Source organism: Streptomyces sp. NPDC104761, from assembly GCF_055583445.1.
Map to the genome: position 1 here is coordinate 35,363 of NZ_JBVJNZ010000001.1, position 21,539 is coordinate 56,901.

12 protein-coding genes are annotated in these 21,539 nt (G+C 73.7%); 7 read left to right on the plus strand and 5 right to left on the minus strand.

The window, feature by feature from the left end:
• Positions 1–49: 49 nt before the first annotated feature.
• Entirely contained in the window at positions 50–895 is an 846-nt protein-coding gene (locus tag ACZ63F_RS00220) for a spermidine synthase (protein ID WP_469707262.1), read from the plus strand.
• Here the strand turns inward: ACZ63F_RS00220 and ACZ63F_RS00225 are convergent.
• Positions 857–2,185, minus strand: a complete 1,329-nt coding sequence (locus tag ACZ63F_RS00225) for an MFS transporter (protein ID WP_469707264.1) — start codon at positions 2,183–2,185, stop codon at positions 857–859. The genes ACZ63F_RS00220 and ACZ63F_RS00225 overlap by 39 nt on opposite strands.
• 173 nt (positions 2,186–2,358) lie before the next feature.
• Entirely contained in the window at positions 2,359–3,363 is a 1,005-nt protein-coding gene (locus tag ACZ63F_RS00230; RefSeq protein ID WP_469707266.1) for a DUF8017 domain-containing protein, read from the minus strand.
• Between the two features lie 129 nt (positions 3,364–3,492).
• On the opposite strand from ACZ63F_RS00230, the gene ACZ63F_RS00235 reads away from it, so the two are divergent.
• Entirely contained in the window at positions 3,493–3,945 is a 453-nt protein-coding gene (locus ACZ63F_RS00235; RefSeq protein WP_352361424.1) for a DUF4442 domain-containing protein, read from the plus strand.
• Positions 3,946–4,115: 170 nt separating this feature from the next.
• Here ACZ63F_RS00235 and galU read toward each other — a convergent pair whose 3' ends face one another.
• Positions 4,116–5,063: a UTP--glucose-1-phosphate uridylyltransferase GalU gene (gene galU / locus ACZ63F_RS00240; protein ID WP_469707267.1), complete on the minus strand. Its 948-nt coding sequence runs from the start codon at positions 5,061–5,063 to the stop codon at positions 4,116–4,118.
• A gap of 417 nt (positions 5,064–5,480) precedes the next feature.
• Here galU and ACZ63F_RS00245 point away from each other — a divergent pair, with 417 nt between their 5' ends.
• Both ACZ63F_RS00245 and ACZ63F_RS00250 read left to right on the plus strand, forming a co-directional pair.
• Positions 5,481–7,346, plus strand: coding sequence for an RICIN domain-containing protein (locus ACZ63F_RS00245; protein ID WP_469707268.1), 1,866 nt, complete (start codon positions 5,481–5,483; stop codon positions 7,344–7,346).
• 188 nt (positions 7,347–7,534) lie between these two features.
• Positions 7,535–8,179: a DUF1707 SHOCT-like domain-containing protein gene (locus ACZ63F_RS00250; protein WP_469707270.1), complete on the plus strand. Its 645-nt coding sequence runs from the start codon at positions 7,535–7,537 to the stop codon at positions 8,177–8,179.
• Here the strand turns inward: ACZ63F_RS00250 and ACZ63F_RS00255 are convergent.
• Together ACZ63F_RS00255 and ACZ63F_RS00260 are read right to left on the minus strand one after the other, a co-directional pair.
• Positions 8,174–9,190: a hypothetical protein gene (locus tag ACZ63F_RS00255; RefSeq protein WP_469707272.1), complete on the minus strand. Its 1,017-nt coding sequence runs from the start codon at positions 9,188–9,190 to the stop codon at positions 8,174–8,176. The two genes, ACZ63F_RS00250 and ACZ63F_RS00255, sit on opposite strands and share 6 nt — an antisense overlap.
• Before the next feature lie 106 nt (positions 9,191–9,296).
• Positions 9,297–10,016, minus strand: a complete 720-nt coding sequence (locus ACZ63F_RS00260) for a flavin reductase family protein (protein ID WP_469707274.1) — start codon at positions 10,014–10,016, stop codon at positions 9,297–9,299.
• A gap of 263 nt (positions 10,017–10,279) precedes the next feature.
• Between ACZ63F_RS00260 and ACZ63F_RS00265 the strand changes: the two genes are divergently transcribed.
• The 3 genes from ACZ63F_RS00265 (at position 10,280) to ACZ63F_RS00275 (ending at position 21,539) form a co-directional block, all read left to right on the plus strand.
• A complete protein-coding gene (locus ACZ63F_RS00265; RefSeq protein ID WP_469707275.1) occupies positions 10,280–10,915 on the plus strand; it encodes a CGNR zinc finger domain-containing protein in 636 nt (211 codons plus the stop codon).
• A 734-nt stretch (positions 10,916–11,649) separates the two neighbouring features.
• Positions 11,650–14,130 carry a beta-glucosidase gene (locus tag ACZ63F_RS00270; protein ID WP_469707277.1) on the plus strand — a complete coding sequence of 827 codons (2,481 nt, stop codon included), beginning with the start codon at positions 11,650–11,652 and terminating at the stop codon, positions 14,128–14,130.
• 527 nt (positions 14,131–14,657) lie between these two features.
• Positions 14,658–21,539, plus strand: coding sequence for an SDR family NAD(P)-dependent oxidoreductase (locus tag ACZ63F_RS00275; protein ID WP_469707279.1), 6,882 nt, complete (start codon positions 14,658–14,660; stop codon positions 21,537–21,539).

The window sequence follows — 21,539 nt, forward strand, 5'->3', positions numbered from 1 at the left end:
CGCGGTTCCCCGCGCCCCCGGGCAGGCATCGGCACCGCACAATGGAGAAGTGAACGAATCCATACCCGTCGTCCGGGTCACCGGGCACGGGACCGCCAAGCTGATGCCCGATGTCGATCGGGAGCGGGCCTGGTTGCTGACCGTCGACGGGGCGCCGCAGTCGTACGTGGACCTCGACGAGCCGACGCACCTCGAGTTCGAGTACGCCCGGCGGCTCGGGTACGTACTGGACGCCGTGGCGGAGACCGGCGTGCCGCTGGACGTGCTGCATCTCGGCGGCGGTGCCTGCACGCTGCCCCGGTACGTGGCGGCGACCCGGCCCGGGTCCCGGCAGGACGTCGTGGACGCCGACCGGGAGCTGCTGGAGCTGGTCACCGAGCATCTGCCGCTGGCGGACGGCACCGGGATCGCCCTGCACGCCGCCGACGCGCGGAGCTGGCTGGAAGCGGCGCCCGCGGATTCGGCGGACGTGATCGTCGCCGACGTCTTCGGCGGCTCCCGGATCCCCGCGCATCTGACCTCGCTGGGGTACGCGCGGGAGGCCGAGCGGGTGCTGCGCGGCGACGGGGTCTACCTCGCGAACCTCGCGGACTCCGCCCCCTTCGGCTTCCTGCGCTCCCAACTCGCCACGTTCGCCACCGTCTTCGAGGAACTGGCGCTGATCGCCGAGCCCGGTGTGCTGCGCGGGCGGCGGTTCGGCAACGCGGTGCTCATCGCCTCGCACCGGCCGGTCGACGCCGGCGCGCTGGCCCGTCGTACGGCCGCCGACGCCTTTCCGGCGCGGGTCGAACACGGGGCCGCGTTGCGGGAGTTCGTCGGCGCGGCCCGGCCGGTCGGGGACGCGGACGCCGTGCCGTCACCCGAGCCCCCCGGCGGAACGTTCGGGATCGGCTGAGACGGCCGACGGGCTGGCGGTGACCGGGACCGTGCGGCGGGTGAGGTTGCGTACGTCCGGGACGAGCAGCACCGCGGCCGTGACGGCGACGACCAGGCCCGCGCAGCCCCACAGCGCCGGGCCCCGGCCGAAGCCCTGCTCGGCGGGGCCCGCCAGCGCCGTGGCCAGGGGCAGCAGGGAGACGGAGCCGAACCAGTCGTAGGCCGAGACCCGCGAGAGCTTCTCCTCGGGGATCTCCTGGTGCAGCGCGGTCATCCAGGAGACGCCGAAGACCTCGACCGTCGTGCCCGCCACGAACATCACCGCGCAGAGGACTTCCACGGAGGTGGGGACCGCGAGCGCCGCGGAGGGGAGCGCCAGCGGGAAGACGCACAGGGTGCCGACGAACAGGAGCCGACGGGGTTTCCAGCGGGTCATCAGCAGGGCGCCGGCCACCGTACCCGCGCCGAACGTGGCCAGCGCCAGGCCCCAGGGCCCCGGTCCGCCCAGGCTGTCGCGGGCGACCAGCGGGCCGTAGACCGCGTCGGCGGCGCCCACCACCGCGTTCGCGATCGAGAACTGGACGACGATGCCCCAGAGCCAGGGGCGGCCCGTGAACTCCCGCCAGCCCTCTCGGAGATCCGCCAGCATCCCCCCGCCCGGTGCGCGCGGCGGGATATGGCCGACGTCGAGGAAGGACCGCAGCGCACCGGCCACCGCGAACGCCGCCGAGTCCACCGCCAGTACCCAGCCGGGGCCCACCGCCGCCACCAGCGCGCCGCCCAGGGCCGCGCCTCCGAGGGCGGCGCTCTGCATCGCCATCCGGAACACGGCGAACGCGCGGCCCGCCTGTTCGCCGCTCACCGAGGAGAGCAGCATGCCCTCCGCCGCCGGGCTGAAGAACGCCTGGCCGGTGCCGCCCAGCGCGGTGAGCAGCATCATCTGCCACAGGCGGGGGTCGCCGGTGAGCACGAGGACGGCGAAGGCGCCCTGGGAGAGGAAGTTGAGGGCGTTCGCCGCGACCATCACGCGGTGGCGGGGGAAACGGTCCGCCACGGCGCCGCCGACGAGCAGGAACAGCACCAGCGGGAAGGTACGGGCGGCGGCCACCAGCCCGACGTCCCCGGCGTCGCCGCCCGCGTCCAGCACCGCGAACGCGGCGGCGATCAGGGAGCCGTTGGCACCCAGGCTCGTGACGATCGTCGCCGCGGTCAGGAGGCTGTAGTTGCGGCCCGCCCAGGCAGGTCTGCGCAGGCGGGAGGCGGTGCCGGGGGCACCCGGGGAGCCGGGGGAGTCGGAGGCTGAGGTCACCGCCCGACTATCCCTGCCGGGTGGCCGCCTTGCAATCCGATTCCGGGGCGTCCGGTCCTCGGGTGTCCGGTCCTCGGCTGTCCGGTCCTTCGGTATCCGATGCTTCGCTGCCCGGGCCTTCGCTGTCCGGTCCTTCGGTAGCAGCGCCTTCGGTATCCGGGCCCCGGCCGCGGTCAGTTGCCGGTCGGGGTGCCGTGCAGCCGGACCGTGCTGAGGATCTTCATGATCGTCGCCGTCGGGACCTCGCCGTCGACTCCCTGGGCGCCGTAGAAGTCCCACGACACCAGGTCGCCGGCCGAGTTCTCGAACCCGAAGGTGATCGCCCTGCCGTCGCTCGCGCACTTGCCCTTCTGCGGGCTGTTCGTCGAACGCGCCCAGGCGTAGGCGCCCTTGAGCCCCGACGCGGTGGTGTAGGCGGTGGCCTTCTTGTCGTAGGTGATGCTCTTCTTGTCCGGGTACGTGTAGCCGCCGTACACCCACCAGGGGACCTCCGTGACGGCCGCGTCGCCCGGGGTCTTCGCGCCGCTCTCGCCCTTCGTGCCCACCCCCGCCAGGGACGTGTCCTCGGTCCTGCCGTCCTTGTCGTCGTCGCTCGTGCACCACTTCGACTTGTACTGGGCCGGCGCCGACATCGTGATGATCGGCTTGCCGTCCTTGTCCTCGAAACCGATGGACGTCCCCGGGGTGAGGACCTCCCAGTCGGCCGGTACGTCGAAGGCCGTCCCCCACTTGGGGTTCACGACGGTCTTCCAGCCCGCGATCGTCGGCTTCTCGGCCGCGTCGCCGCCGCGCGGATCGTCGTCCGCCGGCGCGGAGGCGGAGGCGGTGACGGTGGGCGATCGGCTCACCTGCCGGTTCCCGCCGGTGTCCGCCTTGTCGTCCTTCTTGCCGCCGAGGACGAGGAACCCGGTCACCCCGGCCGCCACCACGACGGCCGCCGCCGCGATGACCGCGACCAGCTTCGTGCGGTCGCCGCCCCCGCCCCCGCCCTGCGGTGGCTGCGGAGCGCCGGCGGGGCCGGACGGGCCCCACTGCGGCTGCTGCCCGTACCCGCCCTGCGGCGGATACTGCTGGTAGCCGGGCTGCTGATACGGATTCGGCTGCTGGTAACCCGGTTGCTGATACGGGTTGCCCTGCGGGTACTGCTCGCCCCCTGGCGGCTGCTGTTCTGGCCACATGGCCCGTAACCCTAGCGGCGGCCGGTCCGGTCCATGGCGGGGACCGTGCCCCCGCCATGACGGCCGTCACCGGACGATCACGGGAACCGCTCTGGTCAGACCCTGCTACTCACTAGTAACATAACCGTCATGAGCACTGACCAGATGTCGATCGGCGAGATGCTCGCCGCCACGGTCCCGATGGTGCGGACCCTCAACCTGGAGTACCTGGAGACCACTCCGGAGCGGGCCGTGCTGTCGCTGCCGGACCAGGGCGACTTCCACAACCACATCGGCGGCCCGCACGCGGGCGCGATGTTCACCCTCGCCGAGTCCGCGAGCGGCGCGATCGTGCTCGCCGCCTTCGGCGACCAGCTCTCGCGGGCCGTGCCGCTGGCCGTCAGCGCCGAGATCGCCTACAAGAAGGTCGCCCTCGGCCCGGTCAAGGCCACCGCGACCCTCGGCCGTCCGATCGCGGACGTCGTCGCCGAACTCGACGCGGGCGAGCGCCCCGAGTTCCCGGTCGCCGTCGCCATCACGCGCGAGGACGGCGCGGTCACCGGTGAGATGACAGTCGTCTGGACGCTGCGTCCCAACAGCTGACCGGCCGGCGGGCCGGCGACGTCGGCCGTCCGCTGGTATCGGACGTCCGCTGGTACCCGACGCCCGGCGGTGCCGGACGCCGGTGCCGGACGTCGGCGTCGCATTGCGTTGTCACCTGTCGGACGGGGTGAGGGGTGCCGACCCCTCACCCCGTCCTTCGTCGGGGCCGCTCAGGCGGCGCGGCTCTCCTCGTGCCCGGCCCCCGTCTCCGTCAGGCCCGCCACGAACTCCTTGAGCCAGGCCGTGAACTCCGGCCCCAGATCCGGGCGTTCGCAGGCGAGCCGGACCACCGTGCGCAGGTAGTCGGCCTTGTCGCCGGTGTCGTAGCGCAGTCCGTCGAAGACCACCCCGTGGACCGTGCCTGCCGCTGCCAGGTCCTGCAGCGCGTCCGTCAGCTGGATCTCGCCGCCGCGGCCGGGGGCGGTCCGTTCCAGGACGTCGAACACCTCGGGGTCGAGGACGTAGCGGCCGATGACCGCGTAGGTGCTGGGAGCGTTCTGCGGGGACGGCTTCTCCACCAGGCCGGTCACCCGGACCACACCGTGCTCGCCGGTCGGTTCGACGGCGGCGCAGCCGTACAGGTGGACCTGTGACGGGTCGACCTCCATCAGCGCGACGACACTGCCCTGGTGGCGGTCGCGGACGTCCAGCATCCGGCTGAGCAGGGTCTCGCGGGCGTCGATCAGGTCGTCGCCGAGGAGCACCGCGAAGGGCTGGTCGCCCACGTGGTGCCTGGCGCACAGCACGGCGTGGCCGAGGCCGAGCGGGTCGCCCTGGCGGATGTGGTGGATGTCGGCGAGCCGAGCGGGGTCGCGTACGGCGTCCAGGCGCACGGTGTCGCCCTTGGCGGCCAGTGCCTGCTCCAGCTCGAAGGCGTTGTCGAAGTGGTCCTCGATGGCCCGCTTGTGCCGGCCGGTGACCATGAGGATGTCGTCGAGCCCGGCCTTGGCGGCCTCCTCGACGACGTACTGGATGGCCGGCTTGTCGACGACCGGCAGCATCTCCTTCGGTGTCGCCTTGGTGGCGGGCAGGAACCGGGTGCCGAGCCCGGCGGCCGGGACGACGGCCTTGCGGACCTGCCGGGGGGACGAGGGGGCGGGGGAGTGGGGGGCGATCATGCGGCACATGCTGGCCCACCGGGATGAGAGGGGGCCGGGAGAAACGTGGGAGACGGCTGTGGAACCCGGCGCTGCGCCCTTGGTGACCCCGACCGTCCGGGAGTTGAAGATTTCGTGTGCCATCGGGTCCCGGGCGTGCACAAGTTGAACCTGCGCGGCCGCTGAATCCGGGCCGGATGCGGATACCGCCGGTAACTTATCTGAATTCCCTGTTCTTTGAACTTCGGTCACCTCAACTTCTTGTTTCCCGCGAGACCTGTGTGCAAAGGTGAGCCACCCCGCGGGAGGGTCCACCGAACGGTACGGCCGGCAGGTCGGCCGCCCGCTATGGATCCAAAAGGTACGCACCAATCAGCACTGCATTCCGTCAGGGCGCCATTTCGCATGCCGTCCTGCGGCTCGGAAGGAAATGGTTCAGTGCCATCGCCCTACCCCCCACGCCCGCCTTACTCGCCCCGCCCCGGTTCGACCCCGGCGGAGTCCGACCGCAATCTCATCGCCCAGCTCGCCGGTGCCCCCGCGGCCAGGCATCATGCCGTCGCCCTGCTGCTCGCCCGGCACTGGCGTGCCACCTGCGACTACGCCGTGGTCTGCCTCGCCGCGGCCACCCCCACCGCCCAACTCGTCGCCAGCGCCGCCTTCGAGCGGGTCCTCGGCCGGCTGGCCGGCGGCGCGGTGGGCGGCGCCCTGCGCCCGCAGCTGCTGGTGGCGGTACGGGAGACTGTCCGCACATGGGCCGCCGACGAGGCCGTATCGGTGGTCGCACCGGAACTGCGCAAGACCACCGGTGGCCGCGGACTCAGCGCCGCAAGACCCGGCACCCCGGAAAGGCGGCAACTTGCCGAACGCGCTTTCCAGGCTCTTCCCGGGGCCTCGCAATGCCTCCTCTGGCACACCGAGGTCGAAGCCGAACCCATAAACATACCCGCTGGTCTGCTGGGCGTCGACACCGTCACCGCGACGGCCGCCCTCGGTCAGGCCCGCGAACAATTCAGGACCGGATTGGTGCGCGCCCACCGGGAACTCGCGCCCTCGAAGGAATGCCGCTTCTACAACCGGCTGCTCGATGTCCCCATTCGCCGGGGCGGCGCTCTGCTCCCCGATGTGCAACGGCATCTCACCGAGTGCCGGTACTGCCGGCACGCCGCCGAACAACTCAGCCATTTCGACGGCGGTCTCGAGGTGCTGCTCGCCGAGACCGTGCTCGGCTGGGGCGCCCGCCGCTATCTCGACTCGCGGCCCGGACCCGGCGGGGCCGTCGAGGCCTGGCCGGCCGGAGACGAGGACGCGGGCACCGCCGCGGTGCCCGGCGGACGGCACCGCATCGAGGCCGGGAGCGGACGGCGCACGGCCCTGCTGGCCGGTGCGGGCCTGGTCTCCCTTGTCCTCCTCGCCACCGTGCTGGTGGCCAAGGGCTGGTCCGACGACAACGGTGTACCCCGCCCCGGCACCACCACCTGGGGAGCCCCCGTCGGAGGCACCACCGGGTCCGGCTCCGTCGTGAACCCGCCTTCCGCGGGCTCCGCGTCCCCGGCCTCGGTGGGCGAGCCCGTCGAGATCGCCCACGGCAGGCTGCGCAGCCTCGACGCCGGGCGCTGCGTCGACGTGCGCGGGGGCCGGGTGCGGACCGGGGCGGAACTGCTGCTCGGCCGGTGTTCGGACGCCGGTTCCCAGCAGTGGTCCTACCAGGACGACGGCATGCTGCGCAGCGCGCTCGACCCCACCCTCTGCCTGGCCGCCGACCCAGGTGCGCGCAGCGTCGTGGTCTCCGGCTGCCTGGTGCACGCGGGGGAGGTCTCCTACGACCTGACGGTGCGCGGCGAGCTCCTGCTCCGCTGGGACAAGAACCTCGCGCTGGCCGCCGACGGCACCCGGGTGGTCGTGGCCGGGCGGAACGGATCGGTGCGCCAGCGATGGGAGTTGGCCTCCGGGAGCGGCGGCTCGGCGCAGACACCCGAGGCGCCGGGCGCCACCCCCTCCACACCGCCCGGCCCCCGCAAGGCCGGGCCGACGGGGACCTCCACCCCGCCGCCCGTTCCACAGGAACAGTCCGCCGAACCGGGTGGGACCTACAGCACACGGGTCGCACAGGCCTCGGACCGGCACCCTCCCGGCACCCCCACACCGACCGCTCCCCGCGAACCCGTCGGCTCACGACCGTCGTCGGCCGGCGACGCGGTCGCCGACGTCCTGGACTCCGCACCGACGACCGTCAAGGACGTCCTCGACTCCGTTCCGGCCACCGTGAACGCGGTGAACGGGGTGGGCGGCCTGCTCGGCTGACGCCGGCCCTGTACGACGTCCGGGCTGGTCGCGACAGTGCGCGGTGCGTGGCGGACACGCGTCCTGAGCCGCTGTGGCCGGAGGCGGTCCGGCCGGCCCGGGAGTGATGTCGCGACATGGCGTTACTCTGCTGTCCGCGCCGCTGCCCGCGTCGCGCGGACAGCTTTCGACAGGACCAGGACGGAACCATGCCGGGAGAGATCTCGCCCACCGGGAAGCAGTCCGGCCCCGGCGCGCCGCCCGAGTTGCGGGCCTCGCACGCCGACCGGGACCGGGTGGTGGACGTGCTGCGTATCGCGGCCGGGGACGGTCTGCTGACCGCGGACGAGTTGGACGAGCGCCTGGAAGCCGCCCTGTCGGCGCGGACTCTCAGCGAACTGGCGACGCTCACCGCCGACTTGCCGCCCGTCTCGGCCACGGTCGGGGCGCTCGGGGCGGAAGTCAAGGACGTGGTGCGGATCGAACAGGTCCACAGCGGAGCGGTCGAGCGCACCGGGCGCTGGGTGGTACCGCGCAGGCTGGAACTCGCCGTGACGTACTGCGAGGTGACGCTCGACTTCACCGATGCCGTGATCACGCACGACACCCTGCGGATCGACGTGGCCATGACGGGGAAGACGCTGACGCTGATCACGAGGCCGGGCATCGTGGTCGACACCGATGGCCTGCAACTGGTGCACACCAAGGTCAAGTACCGTCAGCCGCCTGCGAGTCCGGGAACGCCGGTCACTCTGCGCGTGGAACTGTCCGGTCAGAAGGCCCACGGCCGTGTGGTGGTGCGGCCCCCGCGACGGACCTTCGCGCAGTGGCTGCTGCGCCGGCCCGGGTCATGAGCCGGTTGCCGCGGCCGGGCTCTGCTTGGCGGTGCGGAAGGCCAGCAGGACTGCGGAGGCCGCGGCCCACAGGACGAGTGTGGCCAGTGGGGCGAGGACGTGGGAGCCGCGGAAGTAGCTGAGATCGGAGATGGCACGGACGGCGGCGCCCGGTGGCAGCAGCTCCGACAGGGCCCGGGCGCCGCTCGGCATCAGGTCGGCGCCGATGGTGGCGCCGCTGGTGGAGTTGCCGACGGTCAGCAGCAACAGGGTGGCGAGGGGGATGCCGAGCGGGCCGACGTAGGTGGCCAGCATCTTCGTGGTGAAGGCCGCGGCGGCGGCCAGCAGGGCCAGGACGAAGGCGAGGGGCAGATACGGGGCGGGGACGGCTCCGAGAACGGGGCCGGCGATGGCGGCCGCGACCAGGCCGGACGCCGCGGCGAACGCGGCCATCAGGGCGAAGCGGTGCCGGAGCTGGAGCAGGCCGCTCAGTCCCACGACGTTCTGCGCGAGGGCGAACCCGGAGAGGGTCACTCCGAAGGAGACGTAGAACCCGGCCAGGCCCCGGGCGTCGTACCGGGCGAGCGGCACGAGGTCGGAGACGCCGAGGTGCCGGCCGGCGCCGTGCGCGTAGGCCGTGGCGAGCTTGGTGACCGCGGTGGTCGTCGACAGACCGTTCGCGCTCGCGACGTCGAGTTCGAGGCCCTTGCCGTGCGGGCCGCTGCCGAGCACGGCCACGACGTCACGGTGGCGCAGCGCGTCGCGTGCCTCGGCGGTCGAGTGGGCGTGCCGGACGTCGAGCGAGTCCCCCATGGCCTGCTGGACCTTGTCCGCCAGCTCGGGAGCCGTGACCGCCACGGGGATCCGGTGGGGCTGGGGATCGCGCATGAGCCCGATGTAACAGCTGACGAACGCCGAGACGATGACCAGGCCGATCAGGAACGGCTGCAGCCACACCCGAACGGGACGGCGGCGCCGGTGCTGGGCGGGGTGGGGCGGGTGGGACTGGTGCGGGTGGGACCTGGGGCGCACTCGGGGTTTCTCCATGACGTGTGGTGGACCGACGGCAGCGGGGCCGTGTGGGGCGGCCGGGGGCCGGGACGGCGGGCGGCCCTGGAAGCCGGCGCCGCGCTCATCTTCAGGGGGCGGTCGTGGCTCCGGACGGGGACCACTGCTCGGTGTCGATCGGGGACCAGTCGGTGGGTTGCCCGTCCAGGCGCCGCATCCGCCGGCCGTCCCTCGCCGTCAGCAGTTCCCTGTCCAGGGGGGTGGTGAAGACGTTCTCGACCAGCGTGTACTCGGCGGCCAGGCGTCCCACGGCCGGCAGGGCGGCGGTGTCGATCCGGCCCCGGTCCAGGTAGAGGTCGTCCCGGACGTGGAAGCGCACGACCCGCCCCCACACCACGTGGTCGACCTTGTCGTCGCCGACGGGGATGATCCGGTCGACGACGCATTCGAAGGAGATCGGCGCATCCTCCACCCGGGGGGCGCGGACCACCTCGGACGGCGACTTGCCCAGGCCGAGCGCCTCGAACTCGTCCACGTCCGCCTCGTACCCGAACGCCGAACCGTGCATGGCGTCCGCCTGCGGCAGCGTCACCAGGTTGGTGACGAACTCGCCGGTGTCACGGATGTTGACGAAGGTGTCCTTCGGCGTGACGCCGTCCGCCTGCGGCTGCAGCGTGATCGAGACCATGGGCGGCTTCCTGCCGACGGCGGTGAAGAACGAGATGGGCGCGAGGTTGGCCACGCCCTCGGCGGACACCGTGCTGACCCAGGCGACCGGCCGCGGAATGATGCTTCCGATCAGCAGTTTGTAGGCGTGAGCGGCGTCGAGTTCCGCAGCATCAATGATCATCTTTGGACCTCCATCGGATGGCGGCGCGCTCCGTGCCGGAGAGGAGCGACTCGTGGGGCGGTGCCGAACGCCCGATATCGGACACAACGCCGATAGACAGAAGTGTATGCCCCATGGATATGTCGATCTGATGTGACGCTGGCCTCGCCCGGGGTGCACCGGATGCCGGATGCTGCTCCTACCGGCGACATAGGTGTGTGGATTTTGACCATGTCTGTGACCTGGGTTAACTTCGACTGGAGGAGCTGAAAAGGTGCGATGCCGTGGCTCCCTCACGAAAAGAGATCCCGCCGATGTCCTGGACCGCCACCGCCCGATACGGCCTGGAGCCCGCCCCGGGCGGCCTGGCCTTCGTGCAGGACCTGCTGAACACGCTGTCCGCCGGCAAGCCGCGCAAGCCCGACCTGCTGCAGACCGCCGAGGACGCCCGTGCCTGGCTCGACCAGGCGTTGCGGAGCTGGAGCGGCGTCACCCACCGGACCGCACCCGGCATCGAACTGACGGCCGAGGACGTGGAGGGCCTCCGCGACTTCCGTCATGACCTGGGCCGGAGCCTGCACGGCGGGCACGGCGACCCGGCGGCCGGACCCGGCCCGGCGGCGTCGGTGCTGACCCTGCCCACGGCGCTGCGGCTCGACGGGCACGGGGTCGTCCACGCCGAGCCCCGCGGCACGGGCTGGCGGCAGGTGGCTTCACTCGCCCTCACGGAGATCTACCAGGCGCAGTGCACCGACATGCTGCGCCGCCTCAAGTCCTGCCGCAACCCCCGCTGCCAGACCGCCTTCTACGACCGCTCCCGCAACAACAGCGGCGTCTGGCACGACGTCCACGTCTGCGGCAACGCGGCCAACCTGCGCAACTACCGGGCACGCAAACGGGCGGGCGCGGACCACACCTGACGGACGGCGGCGCCCGGCCCGCCCCGGCGGCCGGCCGAGCTGATCCGTCTCGGCGGACGACGGACGGCGGAGCTGATCCGTTCGGCGGGCGGCGGACGGCGGGGCTGATCCGTTCGGCGGACGGCGGACGCGGGCGGCGGGCGGCGGGCGGTCCGATCCGATCCGTCTCGGCGGACGGCGGCCGGTCGGATCCGATCCGTTTCGGTGGGGCGGCGGCCGGTCCCGGTCCGATCCGTTTCGGCGGACGACGGCCGGCGGGGCTGATCCGTTCGGCGGGCGGCGGGCGGCGGGCGGCGGGCGGCGGGCGGCGGGCGGCGGGCGGCGGGCGGCGGGCGGCGGGCGTCGGGCGGTCCGATCCGTTTCGGCGGACGGCGGCCGGTCGGATCCGATCCGTTTCGGTGGGGCGGCGGCCGGTCCCGGTCCGATCCGTTTCGGCGGACGGCGGCCGAGCCGATCCGTTTCGGCGGACGGCCCACCGCCCCGGCCCCGGCCCCGGTCCCCAAGAGGCCACCCCCCTCGTCTTCGGTTCTTGTCGGAGCCGGGCCCTTTTCCTGTTCGGATCGTTGACACGAGTCACCACCGGATTCTACGTTTCCGACGCGCCGGTGGTACGGCTGACGGCTCGTCAAGGTCCTGTGGCGGTTGATGCGTTCACAGGCCGAACGCGCTCCGGACGCCTTCGGCGTCTCCGCGGTCCACATCGTCGTGCCCGCACACCGAAGGAGTGACGGCTCATGTCCGAAACCTTCTCCCGACGATCCGCCCTGCGCCTCACGGCCGGTGCCGTCGCGGTCGCCGCCGCGGCCACCGGCGGCCTCATCCCGCTCACGCCCGCCGCGGCGGCAGGCAGACCCGAGACCGGGGCCGGCCCCCGCGTCGAGGGGCTGCTCGCCAGACTCACGCTCGACGAGAAGATCTCCCTGCTGCACGGGGCGGACGACCCCGACTCGCTCGGCCAGGCCGGCTACGTGCCCGGCGTCCCCCGCCTGAGCATCCCGCCCCTCAGGCTCGCCGACGGCCCGGCCGGTGTCCGCATCACCGAACACGCCACCGCACTGCCCGCCCCGGTACTGCTCGCCTCCGCCTTCGACCCCGAACTGGCCCGCCGCTACGGCCGGGTGATCGGCCGTGAGGGCCGCGCCCTCGGCCAGGACGTGCTGCTCTCCCCGATGGTCAACCTCATCCGCACCCCGTACGCGGGCCGCAACTTCGAGACGTTCAGCGAGGACCCGCTGCTCGCCTCCGACCTGGTCGCCGCCGAGATCCGCGGCATCCAGGGCGAGGGCCTGATCGCGACCGTCAAGCACTTCGCGCTCAACAACCAGGAGCAGGACCGCGACACGATCGACGTGCACGCCGGCGAACAGACCATGCACGAACTCGAACTGCGGGGCTTCGAGGCGGCGGTGGCGGCCGGCACCGGCGCGGTCATGGGCTCCTACAACCGGGTCAACGGCACCTTCGCCTGCGAGAACAAGACCTTGCTCAGCGACATCCTCCGCGACCAGTGGGGCTTCGCGGGCTGGGTGATGACCGACTGGTTCGCCGCCCACAGCACCGTCGCCGCGATCACCGCCGGCCTCGACATGGAGATGCCCGACGGCACGTACTTCGGTACGGCCCTCAGGTCGGCGGTGCAGAACGGCAGCGTGCCGGAGCGGTACGTCGACCGGGCGGTACGGCGGATCCTCGCGGTGATGGACCGCTTCGGCCTCCTCGACGGCAGCGCCCCGCCCCGCCCGGACCGCGATGTCCGGGCGGGCGCCGCCGTGGCCCTGGAGGTCGCCAAGGCCGGCGCGACCCTGCTGCGCAACGAGCACGGCACCCTGCCCCTGGACGGCGGCAGCGTCGCGGTGATCGGACCGACCGGATCGCTGCCCTTCGTCAGCGGCGGCGGCAGCGCCCATGTCGTCCCCGACCATGCCGACAGCCCGCTCGACGCCATCAGGGCCCGGACGCGCGGCCCGGTCGGCTACGCCCTCGGCGAGGACCTGTTCGGCAAGACCCTGCCGGCCGGTGCCCTCAGCCCCGGCTTCACCAGCGAGGGGCAGCAGGTGGGCGCCGGGAAGACCTGGGTGTACGACGGCACGCTCACCGTCGCCGAGGACGACGAGTGGACCTTCGTGCTCCACTTCTCCTCCGCGGCCACCGCCCGCCCCAAGGTGCTGCTCGACGGCGAGGAGCTCTTCCCGCTCGCCGCCGGATACGGCGAGTACTTCTCCGGCGGCCTGGTCGCCGCGGCCCCCGACGGTCTGGGCGTCCGCCGTAGGACACTCCGACTCGGCCGGGGCGCCCACACGGTGCGGATATCCGCCGACGGCGGCGACTCCGGTCTGCTGTTCCGGCTGCGCCGCATCACCGGCGCGACCCGCGCCCAGGACGTCGCCGACGCGGTCGGCGCGGCCCGGGCGGCCCGCCATGTCGTGCTCTTCGCCTACGAGGACGCCACCGAGGGACTCGACCGCACCACCGTCGCCCTGCCCGGCCACCAGGAACAGCTGATCCGCGCGGTGACGGCGGCCAACCCGCGCACCACCGTCGTCCTCAACACCTCCTCGTGCACCTCGATGCCGTGGCTGGCGGGGACCGGAGCCGTGCTCCAGATGTACTACCCCGGCCAGGAGGGTGCGGCCGCCACCGCCGCCGTCCTCTTCGGCGACACCGATCCGGGCGGACGTCTCACCCAGTCGTTCCCGGCCGACGACGACCACCACCCGGTCGCGGGCGACCCGCGCCGCTACCCCGGCGTCGACGGTGTCGAGGAGTACTCGGAGGGCATCCATGCGGGCTACCGCTGGTACGACGCACGGGGGGTGCGGCCCCTGTTCCCCTTCGGGCACGGGCTTTCCTACACCTCCTTCGCCTACTCCGACCCGCAGACCCGGTGGACGCACGGCGCACTGGAGGTCACCTTCACCGTGCACAACACCGGGCGCCGCACCGGGATCGCGGTGCCGCAGGTGTACGTCGGGCCCTCCCCGGAGCTCCGGCTCGACCAGGCGGTACGGGTGCTGGGCGGCTACCGGCGCCTGGAGCTGCGGGCCGGGGAGCGGCGGCGGGTGACCGTGCGGGTCGCCGCGCGCACCCTGTCCTCCTGGGACGCCCGGCAGCACCGCTGGACGCTCGGCACCGGGCGGCGGACGGTCTGGGTCGGCGCCTCGGCGGGTGACCTGAAGCTGCGCACGGGCGTGCGGGTGGGCGGCGACCACCACTGAATTCCTGTCAATGAACGGCCGGCGAGCAAGGGCTTTCCGGCCCTTTACTTCAAGGGTTTACAAGAATTTTCCCCGGTGTGTGTTTCATTTGAAGCGATGTGGTTGACGACAGATTTTTGTCAGGATTGGGTGAGGGGTTGCGCAGCGGCGTTCGCCGCGGGTTTCCGGTGTGCCACGATCGAGCCAGTGGACCGAAGTCATCCCGAATTTACAGAGCTCGGCGCGGCCGCACGGTGCGTTGCGCCGTGGTGAGTACCGGGTGAATGGCCGGTGCGCTATGACGGGCTTGTGGCGTTGTGCCGTCGGTGATGCGGGTCCCGGGTGGTCGCCGATCCGCAGTGGATTGCTCGGATTTTCGGCTCTTGCGGTGAATTCCTCCCGCTGGCCGAATCAATACTACCGGACGTGACGGGTCCCCTCCGTTATTGACCCGCGAGTAATGAACTCGCTAGTTTCCGGTGGCCTCACCAGAGCTTTCCGCCGCACACATCCCCCACCGTGCTGTCCTCCCGATTATTCGGAGCGTCATGACGTCCCCTGTGCGTGCCGTCGACCTGATCATGTGCATCACCCCTTTCGGAGAACCCGATGCCAGGCTCGCCACAGCGGTCTGTGCCGCCGGCGGACTCGGCGTCCTCGACCTGGGCCGCGGCGACCGAAGAACCCGGGAGGCGCTGGCCCGCCTGAGACGGGCGGCACCGGGGCCGTACGGCGTGCGGGTCGCCGCCGGCTGTGTCCTCGCCCCGGACGAGCTCGGCCCGGCGCCCGACACCGTGGTCCGGGCCGCCGACGCACCCTGGGGCATCGCCGAACTCGCCCCGCACACGCGCGTGCTGGCCGAGGTGACCGACCTCGCCGAAGCGCGCGCGGCGGTCGCGGCCGGAGCGCACGGGCTGATCGCCCGGGGCGCCGAGAGCGGCGGCCGGGTCGGCCACCTGAGCACCTTCGTCCTCCTCCAACAGCTGCTCGCTGCAGCCGAGTTGGACGTGCCGGTCTGGGCCGCCGGCGGTATCGGGCCGCGCACGGCGGCGGCCGCGGTGGCCGGCGGCGCGGCCGGAGTGGTCCTCGACAGCCAGCTGGCCCTGCTCGCCGAGTCCCGGCTCCCCGAGGCGACGGCGGCCGCACTGCGCTCCCTGGACGGCTCCGAGACGGCCGTCGTGGCCGGTCACCGGGTCCTGCACCGCCGCGGCCCGGACGCCGTGCGCCCGGCCGCCGACGACCCGGCCGCGGTCACCGCGCTGCTCGGCGCCGAGGACCTGCGCACCCAGCTGCTCCCGATGGGCCAGGACGGCTTCCTCGCCGCGCGGTTCGCCGAGCGCTGGGGCGACGTACGGCGGACCGTGAAGGAGTTGACGGCGGCGATCGGCGTGGACTCCGACGCCGTCGAGGCGCTGCGGCCCGGCACCTCCGCCATGAGCCGTGCCCTCGGCACCCGGCTGCCCGTCGCGCAGGGCCCGATGACCCGGGTGAGCGACCGGGCCGCCTTCGCCGCCGCCGTCGCCGACGACGGGGCGCTGCCCTTCCTGGCCCTGGCCCTCGCCGACGGCGCGCTCACCCGCGAGATGCTGACCGAGGCCAGGGCCGCGCTCGACGGACGGCCCTGGGGCGTCGGCGTCCTGGGCTTCGCGCCCGAGGAACTCAGGAACGCCCAGCTCGAGGCGGTGCGGGAGCTGCGGCCCAGCCACGTCATCGTCGCGGGCGGCCGGCCCGCGCAGGCCGATGCGCTGGAGCGGGCCGGGATCAGCACCTTCCTGCACGTGCCCTCGCCCGGGCTGCTGCGGCAGTTCCTGGAGGCCGGGGCCCGGAAGTTCGTGTTCGAGGGCTCCGAGTGCGGCGGCCATGTCGGACCGCGCGCGAGCTTCCCGCTCTGGGAGGCCCAGCTCGCCGTCCTGGAGGACTTCCCCGACGTCGACGGCCTGGAGGTCTTCTTCGCGGGCGGCATCCACGACGAACGCTCGGCGGCGATGGTCGCCGCGCTCGCCGAGCCGCTCACCGCCCGGGGCGCGGCCGTCGGCCTGCTCATGGGCACCGCCTACCTCTTCACCGAGGAGGCCGTGGACCGGGGGGCGATCCAGCCCCTGTTCCAGCGCCAGGTCATGGCGGCCGCCTCGACCGCCCTGCTGGAGACCGCACCCGGCCACGCCACCCGCTGCGTGCCCAGCCCGTTCACCTTCACCTACCGCGAGCGCGAGGCCGAGTTGCGGGACAGGGGGGTGCCCGACCGGCGGGTGTGGGAGGAGCTGGAACGGCTCAACGTCGGCCGGCTGCGCATCGCCAGCAAGGGCGTCGACCGGACGGCCGGCGGCGAGCTGACCGCCGTGGACGAGCAACGCCAGTTCGCCGACGGGATGTTCATGGCCGGAGAGGTCGCCGTCCTGCGCTCGGCGGCCACCACCGTGGCCGCCCTGCACCACGCCGTGACCGCCGGAGCCGCCGACTTCCTGGCCCGGCGCACGACGGCGGCGGCGCGGCCGGCCCAGCTCCCGGCGCCCGCCCCGCTCGACATCGCGATCGTCGGCATGGCCTGCATGTTCCCCGGGGCCCCCGACCTCGCCACCTTCTGGGCGAACGTGGTCGCCGGACACGACGCGGTGACCGAGGTGCCCGTGGAGCGCTGGGACCCGGCCGTGCACCACGCCGACGGCTCCACCACCTCGAAGTGGGGCGGGTTCCTGCCGCCCATCCCCTTCGACCCGCTGGGCTACGGCATCCCGCCCGCCTCCCTCGGCCACATCGAGCCCGTCCAGCTGCTGGCCCTTGAGGCCGCCCGGCGCGCCCTGGACGACGCCGGATACGGCACACGGGGACGGGAGTTCGACCGGTCGCGCACCTCCGTCGTCTTCGGCGCCGAGGCCGGCAGCGACCTCTCCAACGCGGCCACCCTGCGCGCCGTACTGCCCTCCTACTACGGCAGGGTCCCCGACGGCCTGGCGGACCAGCTGCCCGGGCTCACCGAGGACTCCTTCCCGGGCATGCTCGCCAACGTCATCTCCGGGCGGATCGCCAACCGCCTGGACCTGGGCGGCGCCAACTACACCGTGGACGCGGCCTGCGCCTCCTCGCTGGCCGCCGTCGACGTCGCCTGCAAGGAACTCACCGCCGGCACCAGCGACGTCGTCCTCTGCGGCGGCGCCGACCTGCACAACGGCATCAACGACTACGTGCTCTTCTCCTCGGTGCACGCCCTGTCCCCGACCGGCCGCTCCCGCGCCTTCGACGGCTCCGCCGACGGCATCGCCCTCGGCGAGGGCGTGGCCTGCGTCGTCCTGAAACGACTGGCCGACGCCGAGCGGGACGGCGACCGGATCTACGGCGTGATCAAGGGGCTCGGTTCGTCCAGCGACGGCCGCTCCCTGGGCCTGACCGCACCCCGCCCCGAGGGCCAGCGGGCTGCGCTGCTCCGCGCGTACCGCAACGCCGGCATCTCGCCCGCGCAGGTCGGCCTGGTGGAGGCGCACGGCACCGGGACCGTCGTCGGCGACCGAACCGAACTCACCATCCTCAGCAAGGTGTTCGCGGAAGCCGGCGCGGCCGGCGGCGGTTGCGGCCTCGGGTCGGTCAAGTCCCAGATCGGGCACACCAAGTGCGCCGCCGGGCTCGCCGGGCTGATCAAGACCACCCTCGCCCTGCACACCGGCGTCAAGCCGCCCACCCTGCACCTCGACCGCCCCAATCCGGCCTGGAAGGAGGCGGACAGCCCGTTCGCCTTCCACACCGAGGCCCGGCCCTGGGCGGTCCCGCCCGGCGAACGGGTCGCCGGGGTCAGCGCGTTCGGCTTCGGCGGCACCAACTTCCACGTGGTGCTGGGCGCGTACGACAGCGCCGTACCGCCCGAGCAGGGGCTGGACGCCTGGCCCGCCGAGCTGTTCGTGTTCCGCGGGCGGGACGACAAGGCCGCGCACCGGGGCGTGGAGGAGATCCTGCGGGCCGCCTCGACCGGTTCCTGGCGGCTGCGCGACCTGGCGCTCGCCGCCGCCCGCCGCGCGGACGCCTCCCATGAGCCGGTACGGGCCGCGGTGGTCGCGGCCGACGTCGCCGGGCTGGCCGCACAGCTGCGCCGGGTCCTCGCGGGGGAGCATGACCCCGGCGCCGGGATCCACCTGGCCGACGGGCCCCGCGACGCCGATGCCAAGGTCGCCTTCCTCTTCCCCGGCCAGGGCAGCCAGCGCCCCGGCATGCTCGCCGACCTCCTCATCGCATTCCCCGAACTGCAGTACTACCTCCAGCTCGGCCGCGCCCACGCCGACACCCTCTACCCGCCGGCCGCCTTCGACGAGGACACCCGCGAGCGCCGCCGGGCCGCCCTCACCGACACCCGGGCCGCCCAGCCCGCCCTCGGCATCACCGGCCTCGCCGCCCACGCCTTCCTGACGGCGGCCGGCGTCCACCCCGACATGGCCGCCGGACACAGCTACGGCGAACTCGTCGCCCTCAGCGCGGCCGGTGCCTTCACGCCAGAGACCCTGCTGCGGCTGAGCGGCGAACGCGCGGCCGCGATCCTGGCCGCCGCCGGCGACGAACCCGGCACCATGGCCGCCGTGTCCGGCGCGGCGGACGAGGTCGAGCGCGCGCTGCGGACCGCCGACGCCCCGGCCTCCGTGGTCGTCGCCAACCACAACTCGCCCCGGCAGACCGTCATCTCCGGCCCGACCGGCGAAGTGACCGAAGCCGTACGGGCGTTGCGCGCGGCCGGTCTCGGCGCCAAGCGGATCCCGGTGGCCTGCGCCTTCCACAGCCCGGTCGTGGCCGGGGCGGGCGACCGGTTCGCGGAGGTCCTCGCGGACTCGGCCGTGCGACCGCCCGAGTTCCCGGTGTGGTCCAACCGCACGGCGGCACCCTACCGGCCCGACGCCGACGCGGTACGCGCCGAACTCGCGGCCCAGATCGGCTCACCCGTCGCGTTCGCCGCCCAGATCGAGGCGATGTACGAGGCCGGGGCCCGCGTCTTCGTGGAGGCCGGGCCCGGGACCGTCCTCACCCGGCTCGTCGGGCAGATCCTCGGCGACCGCCCGCACACCACGGTGGCCTGCGAGCCCCGTGCGGGCAGCGGACTGCGCGGCTGGCTCGACGCGCTCGCCCAGCTGGCCGTGGCCGGCGCACCGGTACGCACCGCCTGGCTGCTGCGCGGCCGGGACGCCGTGGACGCGGTCCGGGCCCCGGCGCCGAAACGGCCCGGCTGGACGGTCGACGGACAGCTCGTGCGCACCGCCGCCGGAGACCTCCTGCCCGGTGCCCTCGCACCGGCCCGACGAGTCGTGGAGACGACGACTGTGACGACGAACCAGCCGCACGGCGCCCCCGCCGACCGCGACGCGCTGATCTCCGAGTTCCTGCGCACCAGCCGGGAGATGATCGCCGCCCAGCGCGACGTGCTGCTCACCTACTTCGGGGCGGCCCAGGTGCAGGTGCCGGCCGCGCCGGTGCTCCAGCAGCTGCCGTCGGCCGAAGTGGTCGTACCGCAACCCCGGTTGGCGGCCCCGGCAGCCGCGCCCGCGCCTGCCCCGGCGGCCGAGCCCGAGCCGACGGCCGACGTCGAGCGGGTCGTCCTGGAGATCATCAGCGAACGCACCGGCTACCCCGTGGACATGATCGAGCCCGACCTCGATCTGGAAGCCGACCTGAGCATCGACTCCATCAAGCGGGCCGAGATCGCCGGGGAGCTGGCCAAGCGGTTGGGGATCGCGGGCGGCGCGGAGACCCTGGACGACGCCGAACTGGAGGAACTGGCCAAGGCGCGCACGGCCGCGGCCGTCACCGGGTGGCTGAGGGCACGGGCCGGCACCGGCGCGGAGGAGACGGCGACGGTCCCGGCCGACACGGACACTGCGGCCGCCGTGCCCGAACCGCTTGCCGCCGCCGCGCCCGAGCCGGGCGTACCGGCGCCGGCGCCCCGCCCCGCCGCGGCCGACGAGGCCCCCGGGGCCGACCAGGTCCCCCGGGGCGAGGCGCCGAAGCGGTTCGAGATGCGGCCCGTGCCCCTGGCCGAGCCGGATGCCGTGGCCGACCCGGCCGCCGTGCTGGCCGGCAGGCGGTTCCTCGTCCTCGGAGACGGCGGCGCGCAGGTCGCGGCACGGCTCGCCGGACACGGCGCCGAGGCCGTGACCCTCCAGGCGGACCACCTGCTCGGGGAGGCGGACGGAGCCGTGGACGGCGTGCTGTACCTGGGCGCGCTCCCCGGCAGCGACAGCCCTGTGCTGCCCGGCGCCTACCCGGTCCTGCGGGCGGCCCTGGCCCGGAGCCCGCGCTGGCTGCTGGCCGCCCGCCCCGCCGACGGCACGGACGCGGCACGCTCGGCGGGCCTGCACGGACTGTTCCGCACCGTGGCCAGGGAGTACCCGGACACCGTCGCCCGCGTCGTGACCCTCGCCGACACCGCACCGGAGGCGGTCGCCGACGCCCTGCTCGCGGAACTGCTCGCACCGGATCAGGATCCCGTCGTCCTGCGCACGGCCGGCGGCCGGCAAGGCCTGGAGCTGGTCGAGGCGGCGCCCGGCGCGCTCGCCGGCACCGGGGCCGGACCGGCCGGGGCGGGGGCCGCCGAAGCCGCGGCCCTCGGCCTCGACCGGGACTCCGTGGTGCTGCTGGTCGGCGGTGCCCGGGGCATCACCGCGACGTTCGCGGCCGCCCTCGCCGCCGCCTGCCGCTGCCGGATCGAACTGCTCGGCCGGACGCCCGCGCCGGACGGTCCCGAGGCCCCGGACACCGCCGCCGCCCGCACCCCCGCCGAACTCCGCGCCGCCCTCGCGGCCCGGGGCGGCGGCCTGAAGCCCGCCGAGATCAACCGCGAGGCCGAACTGGTCCTGGCCCAGCGGGAGATCACCGCCACCCTCGGTGAACTCGGCGCGCTCGGCAGCGAGGCCCGCTACCGCGCCGTCGACTTCCGCGACCGCGACGCCGCCCTCCAGGCCGTCAAGGAGATCCACGCCGACCACGGCCGCCTCGACGGGGTCGTCTTCGCGGCCGGGGTGATCGAGGACCGGCTGATCGCCGAGAAGACCCCGGAGTCCTTCCAGCGGGTCTACGGCACCAAGACGACCGGCGCGGCCATCCTGCTCGCCGCCCTGGAGGAACTGCCCAGCGGCCCCGGTTTCGCCGTCCTGTTCGGCAGCGTCTCGGCCGTCCTCGGCAACCGCGGCCAGGCCGACTACGCCGCCGCCAACGACGCCCTGGAAAGCCTCGGCGCCGACTGGGCGGAGCGCACCGGGAACCGCGCGCTGACCGTGCACTGGGGGCCCTGGGCGCCCGTCGGCGGACACACCGGCATGGTCAGCCCGGAACTCGGACGCGAGTACGTGCGCCGCGGTATCCGGCTGATCGACCCCGACGAGGGCACCGCCGCGCTGCTGCGGGAACTCGCCTGGGGCGACGAGTCCGTCCGGGCCGTCGTCTACACCGCCTCGGGCTGGTGA